Annotated in this window: 9 protein-coding genes and 2 tRNA genes; 5 read left to right on the forward strand and 6 right to left on the reverse strand. The window is 66.4% G+C overall.

The annotated features are described in order from the left end of the window. Window positions 1-82: 82 nt before the first annotated feature. Both V5A20_RS11855 and rpmH read right to left on the reverse strand, forming a co-directional pair. Complete coding sequence (locus tag V5A20_RS11855; RefSeq protein WP_332327417.1) at window positions 83-523, reverse strand: ribonuclease P protein component; 441 nt, start codon at window positions 521-523, stop codon at window positions 83-85. Window positions 524-535: 12 nt separating this feature from the next. Further along, window positions 536-700: a 50S ribosomal protein L34 gene (gene rpmH, locus V5A20_RS11860; RefSeq protein ID WP_043551668.1), complete on the reverse strand. Its 165-nt coding sequence runs from the start codon at window positions 698-700 to the stop codon at window positions 536-538. A 167-nt stretch (window positions 701-867) separates the two neighbouring features. Between rpmH and V5A20_RS11865 the strand changes: the two genes are divergently transcribed. Beyond that, a tRNA-Gly gene (locus V5A20_RS11865) sits at window positions 868-939 on the forward strand. 82 nt (window positions 940-1,021) lie between these two features. After that, window positions 1,022-1,095: transfer RNA gene (locus V5A20_RS11870), tRNA-Val, on the forward strand. Between the two features lie 20 nt (window positions 1,096-1,115). Here V5A20_RS11870 and V5A20_RS11875 read toward each other — a convergent pair. Both V5A20_RS11875 and V5A20_RS11880 read right to left on the reverse strand, forming a co-directional pair. Then, complete coding sequence (locus V5A20_RS11875) at window positions 1,116-2,582, reverse strand: PKD domain-containing protein (protein ID WP_332327418.1); 1,467 nt, start codon at window positions 2,580-2,582, stop codon at window positions 1,116-1,118. Between the two features lie 161 nt (window positions 2,583-2,743). Further along, on the reverse strand, window positions 2,744-3,811 hold the full coding sequence (locus V5A20_RS11880) for an aminopeptidase (RefSeq protein WP_332327419.1): 1,068 nt from the start codon (window positions 3,809-3,811) through the stop codon (window positions 2,744-2,746). Between the two features lie 330 nt (window positions 3,812-4,141). Between V5A20_RS11880 and V5A20_RS11885 the strand changes: the two genes are divergently transcribed. Next, window positions 4,142-4,348, forward strand: a complete 207-nt coding sequence (locus tag V5A20_RS11885) for a hypothetical protein (RefSeq protein WP_332316722.1) — start codon at window positions 4,142-4,144, stop codon at window positions 4,346-4,348. 6 nt (window positions 4,349-4,354) lie between these two features. Here the strand turns inward: V5A20_RS11885 and V5A20_RS11890 are convergent, their stop codons facing one another. After that, window positions 4,355-5,797, reverse strand: coding sequence for an alkaline phosphatase D family protein (locus V5A20_RS11890; RefSeq protein WP_332327420.1), 1,443 nt, complete (start codon window positions 5,795-5,797; stop codon window positions 4,355-4,357). A gap of 122 nt (window positions 5,798-5,919) precedes the next feature. Continuing rightward, the gene (locus tag V5A20_RS11895) at window positions 5,920-6,489 is read right to left on the reverse strand and encodes a hypothetical protein (RefSeq protein WP_332316720.1); all 570 of its coding nucleotides are present in this window, start codon (window positions 6,487-6,489) and stop codon (window positions 5,920-5,922) included. A 171-nt stretch (window positions 6,490-6,660) separates the two neighbouring features. Here V5A20_RS11895 and V5A20_RS11900 point away from each other — a divergent pair, with 171 nt between their 5' ends. Together V5A20_RS11900 and V5A20_RS11905 are read left to right on the forward strand one after the other, a co-directional pair. Further along, complete coding sequence (locus tag V5A20_RS11900) at window positions 6,661-7,113, forward strand: DoxX family protein (RefSeq protein ID WP_332327421.1); 453 nt, start codon at window positions 6,661-6,663, stop codon at window positions 7,111-7,113. 600 nt (window positions 7,114-7,713) lie between these two features. Next, entirely contained in the window at window positions 7,714-7,935 is a 222-nt protein-coding gene (locus V5A20_RS11905) for a hypothetical protein (RefSeq protein ID WP_332327422.1), read from the forward strand. Window positions 7,936-8,039 lie beyond the last annotated feature (104 nt).

Genomic DNA, 8,039 nt, shown 5'->3' on the forward strand with positions numbered 1-8,039 from the left:
TGTACGCAACGAGCGCTCGGCCTCAGCGTGCCCGGCGTTGTTTCAAAATCGGCGTAGAATTTTCAAGGCCGGCACAGCATGCTCACGCGCGGGGCTTCTGCCACGAAGCAGCGGCGCGCTGGAGGGCCCGCGGCAGGTCGCGCTCGATGCACGCGTCGGCCTGCTCGGGGGCGCCCCGAAACAGAATCATGACAATGAGCGCATCGGGGCCACATACAAAAGGGTCTACCAGGGTGTACTGGTGCACCCGGTAGACCTCTCGGAGGAGCCGACGGATCCGGTTGCGTTCAACACCGCTCTCGGCACGTGAGCCGGGCGCAAACCCAACCTGGAGCGGCACGTTGTGCCCGAGCACGCTTCGGTCTACGACGCGGTACAATAGCCGCACGCAGCCCACTGCGACCGTCTCTATGTCGTCGCGCGTCCGGTCAAAGAGGGACCGGATGAGGCGACGTCGCTTCAGACGATACGACGGGGGAAACGTGAGGCGCCGCTGTTCGACGCGGTCGGGAAGTTCAGGCACGGGCACCGCCGGTTACACGGGCTTGCCGGAGTCTTCGTCGCTCACCGAGAGCTTGTCGCGGCCCTTCTTGCGCCGCCGCTTGATGATCTTTCGGCCTTCCTTCGTCTTCATGCGCTCCAAGAAGCCGTGCTTCTTCTTGCGCTTCTTCTGGCTGGGCTGGTAGGTGCGCTTCGGCATAACAGCTACACAGTCGATGTGTGAAAGAATTACCGTACCGGGGTCCAACGGAGGGGGCGCCGCCTTGTTTTGTCTTTGGGCGACAAAGACACGGTCAAGACGCAGGGGCGGCCCGGCGTGCGCCCCGGAACTGACGCCTGTGATCTGCATTGAGCACCGACGCAGACGCGGGAGTAGCTCAGTGGCAGAGCATCAGCTTCCCAAGCTGAAGGTCGCGGGTTCGATCCCCGTCTCCCGCTCCGTCTCTTTTGTTTTGGGTTGAGGGCTTTCTCAGTCAACCCACAGTGCAGAACCCTCAACGCGAAACCCTCAACGCACCTCGGGCGGTTAGCTCAGCGGTTTAGAGCACCTGCCTTACAAGCAGGGGGTCGCTGGTTCAAATCCAGCACCGCCCACTTCTCGTCTCTCTTGTCCCCTACTGAAGTTGAACCGCCCACGCGCCCGAGGGCAATGCCCGCCGGTGGTCCTCGAGGACCCGCTGCGCAGCGGCCTGGGTCTCGTAGCGGCCCACGACGACCCGGAAGTGGAGGGTCTGGTCGAGCACGTGCTCGACGATCCGCACGGCCCCCGGCACGGCGTCGGCCAGGCGCTCCCGGTACCGCCGCGCCATCCGTTCCGCGCCCGCCCGGCTCCGCATGGAGGCCACCCCGATCGCCCACGCGGCCGTCGGGGCCGGCGCACGGGCAGAATGCCCCTCGGGCCGTTCTGCGTGCACCGTCATGGCACGCGTCTCTGTGCCCGCGTCGTTGGACACCCGAACCCGAACCGGGTGTCGGCCCGGTCGCTCGAACGTGACTGTGGGCTCGGGCCCTCGCTCGACGGTCTCGTCCCCAACAGTCCACCGGTAGGCAAACGGCTCGCCCCCCCTTACGACACTGCGGAGTTGAACAGGCTCCCCGACCGACACCGGATTGGGACGGGCGGTTAAGGAGACGATCCAGGGCGCGTCCGGGGTGGATGGCGGGTCCGACGCACGGGTCACCCGAATTGTCGTCGATTCTGTCGCCGTGCCGGCCTCGTTTCGGGCCGCGAAGGAGACGGTGTAGGTGCCGGGCCGGCCGTACGTGTGGGTGGCCGTCGGGCCCGTCCCCCGCGTGCCATCCCCAAAGCGCCATTGGCGGTCGAGCGGACGCGCCGCCTCGTCCTCGTTGACCGTCGCCGCGAACGTGACGGCCGTGTCAACCGGCACCTCAAGGGGGCCGTCAAGGGCAACCACATCGGGCGCGGTCGGCGTCGTGAGGCTAAACTTGAGCCCGATCCCCAAGGGCTGGTTGACAGTGTCGAACGACCGCCCCCCACCGCCGGCCGTCTCCGTCCCGTCGACCGCATCGTCCGGAAAGACTGCATGGAGGCGAGACTCAACGAAGATGGAGACCGCACGGCTGGCCCGGATGTCCATTCCGCCCCCGACAGACGGACCGATCCCGGTGCGTGTGGGTCCGCCGACCGTCACATTGAGGCCGGCGTCCAGATAGAACGCAACCCGTTGGCTGGGCGCTCCGAACGTGTAGCGGCCCAGCAGATGAGATGTGTAGCGGCGGTACGAATCGGTCGCAGGGGCGGCGTCGCCCACCGACACGTAGCTCCCGGCCTGTCCCCCCAGTGCAAGGGCCCAGTTCGGGGAAAACTGGTAGCCCAGCTCTCCGGCCGCCGTGAGGGGAAAGTGTTTTAGCACATTGGCGTCGAGTTCCCGGGGCGCCTCGCCCGCCCCCGACAGATCGCCGGTGTAGCCCGAGAGGCCGGCGCCCAGTTTGCCGTAGATCCCGGTGCCGAGGTGCTGCGCCTGCCCCGCAGACACGCCCACCGAACAGAGCAGGGCAACCCCGAGGAGAATGAGACAGCCCCGCGGCGGACGGAGCACGTTGAGACGGGGAAGGGCCATGGAGCGTCCAGCGGCAGAAAGCCTGAAAAAGGATCCGGAAGTTCTATGGAGGCATTCAGGCTCTAGTTATCGCTGTCACTCGACGGGCATTAAGCCCCGGGCGGGGCTCCGGGACAATGCCGGAACTCATTCCGGAGGGGGCCTCGTCCCCGTGGGAAACGCTACTCCCACACGAACTGCCCGCCTTCCTGGATCACCTGCCCGTCGAACTCGATGCGGCCGGCGCTCGTGTTGAGGATCATGTCGACGTGCACGGCGCTGTCGTTGCCGGTCTGCCCCTCGCCCACGTTGGCGTCATAGGCCCGTCCGAGGGCCAGGTGCACCGTCTCGCCCATCTTCTCATCGAAGAGCATGTTCTTGGTGAACCGGTCGATCTCGCGGTTCGTCCCGATGCCGAGCTCCCCAAGGCGCCGCGCCCCGTCGTCGGTGTCGAGCAGGTCGTCGAGGGCCTCCTCGTTGCGCTCGGCGGCGGACTCGACCACCTCGCCGTCCTCGAAGCGCAGGCGCACCCCCTCCATCTCGCGCCCCTGGTGGATGAGCGGCTTGTCGAAGAGCACGGTGCCCTCCACGCTCTCGGGCACGGGGGCGGTAAAGACCTCCCCGCTCGGCATGTTGTGGCGGCCGGCGGAGTTGATGGCGTGCATGTGCTCCACGCTCATCTGGATGTCGGTCTCCCCGGCCACCACGCGCACCGTGCTCGCCTCCTCGAGCCGCCGGCGGAGCTCCTCCTGGTACTCCTCGACCGCCGCCCAGTCGCGCAGGATGGCCCCGTAGACGAAGTCGCGGTACGCCCCCAGCGGCAGGTCCGCGGCCTGGGCGTGCGCGTTCGTGGGGTGCTGGGTGAGGCACCACCGCTTTGAGAGGCGCTCCTCGATGATGGGCTTGTGGACCCGAGAGCGCTCCGCGAGGCGCGCGCCGGGGACGTCGTTGAGGGCGGCCAAATTCGGGTCCGAGCGCACGTGGATGGCCACGTCGCACGCCTCGTAGAGGGCGAGCGTGTGCTCGGGCAGCGTAAAGTCGCCGTCGTGGGCCTGCAGGTGTGCCCGGGAGGCCTCCCCCGACGTGTACAGCGTCGTCGGGTTCGCCCCGCGGTCGCCGAGTTCTCGGTGAAGGGCCACCACGAGCTCGTGGGCCTCGGGGCCGGCCGCGATGACGACGTCGTCGCCGTGCTGCACGTCCGTTGACCAGTTGAGAAGAGTGCGGGCGTGCTCTTGAATGCGCTCGTTCATAACACGTGTTCAATGCGGATGAAAGAAGTCGATGGCCGGACCGTGGCGGCGGCAGCAACACGGGGCGATGCACGGTCGGGACGGCGTCGTGTTCGTGTCGGCCTCCGCCCCCTGATTCTCCGGAATCTTCCTGGCCGCCCCGGTGGATTCATTTTTTCTCCATGTTTTTGTCACAGAATCACCGTGAAAGGGGTTGACGCCCCGGGGGTCGATTTTGTTATACTGTAGTTAGTTGTGTTGGTCAAAGAAGTCAGCCTGCCCTGCAGAGGCGGGCTTTTTTTGTTTCCGGTCCGCCTTCGTCGTCCCGTTTCGTTTTCCGAGAGCCCGCTCGTGCAGACGGTCGCCTCCCGCCTCGCCCTGCTGGTCGGCATTGGGGGGCTGGCGTTGCTGCTGATGGCCGGGCCGGGCGACGACCTCCGAACCACGCTGGGCGTCGTCGGCCTCGTCGGCGCGGGGCTTCTGGTCGGCCTCGGGGGACTTCTCAAGGTGCTGGGATACGTCGAGGAGGGGGCCGCCGACTCGGACCCGTCCCGATAGGTTGCTCTACTCCTCTTCGCTCGTATCGTCGGGCACGGTGAGCGCCTGGGCCCGAATGGTTCGCTCCCACAGCAACCCGCCGTCGGCGTCGAATGTGCGGAGCGTAAGCACCCGGTCCTCACGCGGGCCACTGATCGTGAGGGTGCCGAAGTTGCGCTGCTCCACGAGCGTACCGTCGACGCGATTGGGATTTTTTCCCTCAGTGACGGCACCTGCCGTGAGGGGCGAGTTGGTGAACTCGTAGATTGGGTAGAACCCTTCGGGCCGGCGCTGCAACAGTTCGGTGATGTGTCGGTCGCCGGAGAGGAACACGACGCCCTCAACCTGCCGCTCCCGAAGGGCCTCCAGCAACAGCGACTGCTCTTGTGGAAAGCGGGCACCGGTTTCGTACTGTGCCTTCGGCGTGATCACCTGCCCGCCATTCACTACCAACTTGAAGGGGGCGTCGCTGGTCGTGAGGGCGTCGATGAGCCACTGCCGTTGCGCCTCGCCCCACATCGTTTTGTCGTCGGTGCGGGGGGCGCCGGTAGGCGAGCGGTGGTAGCGGTCATCGAGCAAGAAGACATCCACGTCGCCCCACTGGAATTTCCCGAAGACGCCCGGCACGTCGGGGCGGCCGTAGTTGGGATTGGCCCAGTACTGCTTGAAGATGCGGAGGCTGGCGTCTTTCTGCCGGTAGGAGCGGTCGCTGTTGTTGGGGCCGTAGTCGTGGTCGTCCCAGGTGGCGTAGTTGTGAGTGTGCCCGAGAAGCGGCTGTAGGGCCTCGGCGCGGCGCGTGTGGGCGTAGCGGGCCTCCATCATCGTCGGGGTGGCCCAGTCCACCTCCCGGTAGTACACGTTGTCGCCCATCCACAGCATGAGGTCCGGGTTCTTGGCCGCGATGGAACGGAAGATGCGCTCGTCTCCGCCGTAGGGATTCCCGGGGCGGTCGTAGGTTGGGTCATTGATGTAGGCGCACGAGCCGATCGCCATCGTAATGTCGGGCGGATCGGTGCGCCACTGCCAGAGGGGCTGGGTCTGGAAGCGAAGCGGATAGGGCCGCTCCACGCGCTGCCCGTTGAGGTAGAGCTCGTAGACATACGTGTTGCCGGGCTCCAGGGCGCTGACGGTGAATCGGGCGATGTGACTGCCCTCTGCGGAGGTCCGCTGGACAGCCGTAGTGGCGGTGTCGGGATCGGGAATAGCGGCCGGAGAGGCCGTGTCGCCCCGGGCGGTGGTGCGACTCCAGTAGCGGAGTCGGACGTCGGCCGGGCGGCTGGTCTGCACCCAGAGCTGCACCTCGCGGTGCGTGCCGTAGCCCACCATCGGGCCCGCCTGCAGCAGGCTATCGGCCCTTGGGTGCGCTCCGGCACCGCTTGAGGGCCCCTGTTGCGAGACTCCGGGCGAGCCCCCCGTGACTGCAGCGAGGGCGCAGACCACAAGAAGAACGGTGAGGAGGCGGCGAGACATAGGAGACAGGCGGCCGAGGTGTGGGGGGTGGGTTTTTCAATCTACCTATCGCGTGAAGGGGCGTAAAGGCCTTCCCCAGAACATCACGGAAGAACCGTGGGCCCGCCCTCCCACAGGGCCGCTCACGCCGACGCCAGGAGCACGGCACGTCGGAGTTCGGTCCAGCGCCCGTCGGTCTCTTCGGGGTGGTGGGGATTCTTTTCCCGCAGCCACGTCTCGACGGTCGTGAGGTGCACGTCCTCGTCCGCGCGGCGGGCCACCTCGCGGTACACGTCCGCGGTCGTCTCCACCTCGGGCTCCCCCATCACGTCCCAGGCGACCCCGGCGTAGTGTCGGGTGGTGGCGGGCACCTCGATCTCTTGCTCGACCCGGTCGGGCCCGAGGGCCCGGCGCCGCAACTCGTGGACGACGATCTGCTTTCGCACCTCCAACGTGTGGTACTGGAGCGCGTCCTGCACGTGCCGGGCCTGTTGCTCGGCGGTCATCGGGCCCTTGGTTTCGACGGGACCCGGGTCGGGCAGGCGTTTCTCGACTCGTGCCCGTTCTTCCTCAATCGTGGCCCGGAGGGCCCGCAGGTCCGCGAGGCCCAGGTCGTCGGCCTGCGCCACGGCGTGGTCGCGGGCCCGCCGCAGGCGCTCGCGCCACTCGGCACGGAGCTGCCGGAGGGACTGGGGCGGGGCATCTTCGCTCATCAGGGACAGATCGATGAATGCACGAGTGTTCGGATGCGAGCGAGATCTGACACGCATCCGTCCGGCGCAGTGATTCCGACGGCCGATCTCAACACGTGGGCCGGATCGTCCCCCGGCGGGAATTTGTTACAGAACTGTCTCCTGTTCTTTGAAGCCGCCCCTTCCATCCCCATGCTCCGCAGTCTTGAGGCCCAGCGCGACCTTGTTCTCGATGCCCTCCGCGTGTATTTGGGCACGGGCCTGTTTTTTCGGGGCCTGGCACTGCTCGCCACGGACAGTGGACTGCAACAGCTGGTGAGCACCACGGAGCCGGGACTCGGACTCGCCGGGCTGTCCGTGTACGTGATCGGGGCCCACCTGGTGGGCGGGGCCTTTCTCGCCGTGGGCTTCTACACGCGCCTCGCCGCCCTCGTCCAGCTGCCCATTCTCGGCGGGGCGGTCTTTCTCGTGCATTGGCAGGGTGGCCTGCTGTCGGCAGATCAGTCGCTGGAGTTTTCGGCGCTGGTGCTGTTTCTGCTTCTGCTCGTGTGCGCGTTCGGCAGCGGGCGGTGGTCGCTGGACGCGAAGTGGCGGCGGCCGCCCGCCCCGGTGGTGTCGGGGTCGTCCGGGGGTGCGGCGGCGTAGAATTGAAAAGGGGGGCGACACGAGAGCTTTTCTTTCCTCCCCACCAGATCCCAGTGGTCTTCTTCCGGGCCTCCATCCGTCCGCACCCACCGGCGGAACGTGGTCGTGAGAAGGGGCCAGGGTTCGGAGGAGGGCACGTTCGAGACCCGCTCAGAGCGAATTCGTTGCCCGGTGCCGGGGGACAAGGCGACTTAGCCCGACGAAATCGCGCCTCACATTTTCCACCTCGCCCACCATTCGGCACAAAAGTGCCGTTTGCAGACGGTGAGGCGGGACTCAGGAACACAACGACGCGGTCAGACGAGCGCCGAAAAGGAAGTGCACTCGGCCCCGAGGAGACCGGGCAAACGGAAAAACCGGACCAAAATAAAAAAACGCCCCGTTTGCGGGACGCGATTTTTCATCAACATGTCTACACACAGTATAATAAAATCACCCCCCAGTTGTGGTTAAACTCAGGGTGACGATTTCGTAACGAGGATCGCAACGAAAGAGCGCCGTCGGTGGCCCCGTCCCCCTCCGCCGCATGGCCGTTTGCGCTTATCCCGGCGCCCCAGTAGGTTCACGGTCCGTCATTGTTCTCGACCAGCATGCGGACCCATGTCCGACCCCTCACTCACGCCCGGCCAGGCGCTCGGCCGGTGGGTGCTCCATGTCGTCGTATTTCTGCTGTCCGGCGGCCTCGCGGCTGGAGTCTCGGCCCTCGCCTACCAGGCCATCGCGCAGACCCAAACGCCGCTGGGCATCTATGCCGTCATCTTCGCGGCGAGTGGCTTCATCGCGTACCGGCAGACGGAGCGAGTGCTCGGGACTGAGGCGTGAGGCGTGCAACGCAAGAAGTGATACGTGATGCGTGAGATGACGGAAAGCACAGGCGATAAATACTCTCACGCATCACGCGCCACGAATCATTCGGCCTCCTCGTC

The sequence above is a fragment of the Salinibacter sp. genome (assembly GCF_036626415.1).
Taxonomy (GTDB): Bacteria; Bacteroidota; Rhodothermia; order Rhodothermales; family Salinibacteraceae; genus Salinibacter.

Coding starts and splice junctions, on each gene's coding strand:
- V5A20_RS11880 (WP_332327419.1), bottom strand. CDS start 3,811: ATGAACGAGCGCATTCAAGAGCACGCCCGCACTCTTCTCAACTGGTCA.
- V5A20_RS11905 (WP_332327422.1), top strand. CDS start 7,714: ATGTCCGACCCCTCACTCACGCCCGGCCAGGCGCTCGGCCGGTGGGTG.
- V5A20_RS11890 (WP_332327420.1), bottom strand. CDS start 5,797: ATGTCTCGCCGCCTCCTCACCGTTCTTCTTGTGGTCTGCGCCCTCGCT.
- V5A20_RS11875 (WP_332327418.1), bottom strand. CDS start 2,582: ATGGCCCTTCCCCGTCTCAACGTGCTCCGTCCGCCGCGGGGCTGTCTC.
- rpmH (WP_043551668.1), bottom strand. CDS start 700: ATGCCGAAGCGCACCTACCAGCCCAGCCAGAAGAAGCGCAAGAAGAAG.
- V5A20_RS11900 (WP_332327421.1), top strand. CDS start 6,661: ATGCTCCGCAGTCTTGAGGCCCAGCGCGACCTTGTTCTCGATGCCCTC.
- V5A20_RS11895 (WP_332316720.1), bottom strand. CDS start 6,489: ATGAGCGAAGATGCCCCGCCCCAGTCCCTCCGGCAGCTCCGTGCCGAG.